The organism is Pseudomonas sp. NBRC 111127, assembly GCF_001320345.1.
Classification (GTDB): domain Bacteria; phylum Pseudomonadota; class Gammaproteobacteria; order Pseudomonadales; family Pseudomonadaceae; genus Aquipseudomonas; species Aquipseudomonas juntendi.
This window is the reverse complement of sequence record NZ_BCBD01000315.1, coordinates 1-1,679: the sequence shown is the minus strand read 5'-3', so window position 1 is coordinate 1,679 and position 1,679 is coordinate 1. Positions and strand designations below refer to the sequence as shown.

At 67.4% G+C, this 1,679-nt stretch carries 1 protein-coding gene; it reads left to right on the top strand.

The genetic code is table 11. The features are described from left to right. A partial coding sequence (locus APH30_RS27135; RefSeq protein ID WP_256222159.1) for a condensation domain-containing protein occupies positions 1–1,679 on the top strand: 1,679 nt, incomplete at both ends.

Here is a 1,679-nt window from a genome sequence, read left to right as displayed (position 1 = left end):
GCAATCGCAGCGTGCCTACGTGGCGCCGCAGAGTGAACTGGAACAACAGGTCGCGGCGATCTGGGCGCAGGTGCTCGGGCTTGAGCGGGTCGGCCTGGCGGACAACTTCTTCGAACTGGGCGGGCATTCGCTGTTGGCTACCCAGGTGTTCTCGCGCCTGCGCGCGCTAGGCATAGACGCACCGCTCAAGGTGCTGTTCGAGCATGCCAGCCTGCAGAGCTTCGTCGCCAGCCTGCCAGCACCGTCGTTGGCGGCGCGGGCCCCGGCCATCCGGCCGACGCCGCGCGATGCGGCGCTGCCGGTGTCCTATGCCCAGCAACGCCAGTGGTTCCTCTGGCAGCTGGAGCCCCACAGCAGCGCCTACCACATCCCCATGGTCCTGCGCCTGAACGGCAGCCTCGATCGTGCGGCGCTGCAACACAGCTTCGATGCGCTGGTCGAGCGTCATGAGACCCTGCGTACCCGCTTCGTCGAAAGCGACCAGGGCATCGTCCAGGTGATCGAGCGCTCGGCTGCGCGGGTCATCGCCCATGAACGACTGGCGGACGAGGCCACCCTTGGGGCGCGTGTCGCCGAGGAAATCCGCCTGCCGTTCGACCTGGCGCGCGGCCCGCTGCTGCGAGCCCGTCTGCTGGAGCTGGCGGCCGACGACCAGGTGCTGGTGCTGACTCAGCACCATATCGTCTCGGATGCCGCATCCATGCAGCTGATGGTTGGCGAACTGATCGATGGCTATACCCGCTACCGCGAAGGCGATGCCGCCCCACTGCCTGCCCTGGCGCTGCAATATGCCGACTACGCCCGTTGGCAGCGTGAGTGGATGGAGGCTGGTGAGCGTGAGCGGCAACTGGCCTACTGGGTCGGGCAACTGGGCAGCGAGCAGGATGTGCTGGCCTTGCCGCTGGACCGCCCGCGTCCTGCCGAGCAGAGCTATCGCGGGGCCCAGCTCGACCTGGCCGTGCCGTCGGCGTTGAAGGACGGCCTCGAGGCATTGGCCCGCCGCCAGGGCGCGACCCTGTTCATGGTGCTGCTGGCGTCGTTCCAGGCCTTGCTGCATCGCTACAGTGGGCAGCGCGACATCCGCGTCGGCGTGCCGGTGGCCAACCGCAACCGGGTCGAGACCGAGGGGCTGATCGGCTTCTTCGTCAACACCCTGGTACTGCGGGCCGATATCGATCCACGCCAGCCGTTCGGCGTGCTGCTGCAACAGGTGCGGCAGGCTGCGTTGGGCGCCCAGGCGCACCAGGACCTGCCATTCGAGCAACTGGTGGATGCGCTGGCGCCCACCCGCAGCCTCAGCCACAGCCCGTTGTTCCAGGTGATGTTCAACCACCAGGCCGCCGCGCTTGCGCCGGTACGCGCCGTGCCAGGCTTGGCGGTCCAGGCCATGGCCTGGGACAACGACACCACTCAGTTCGACCTGAGCCTGGACACCTGCGAGACCGCTGAAGGGCTGAGCGCTTCGCTGATCTACGCCACTGACCTGTTCGACCACGCCACCATCGTGCGCCTGGGTGAGCATTGGCTGAACCTGCTGCAAGCCATTGTCGAGCAACCGCACCAACCGGTGGCCGAACTGCCATTGCTGGCGGCTGCCGAGCGCGAGCGCACCCTGGTCACGTGGAACGTCACCGCTGAACAGTACCCGCTGCAGCAGAGCATCCAGCAACTGATCGAAG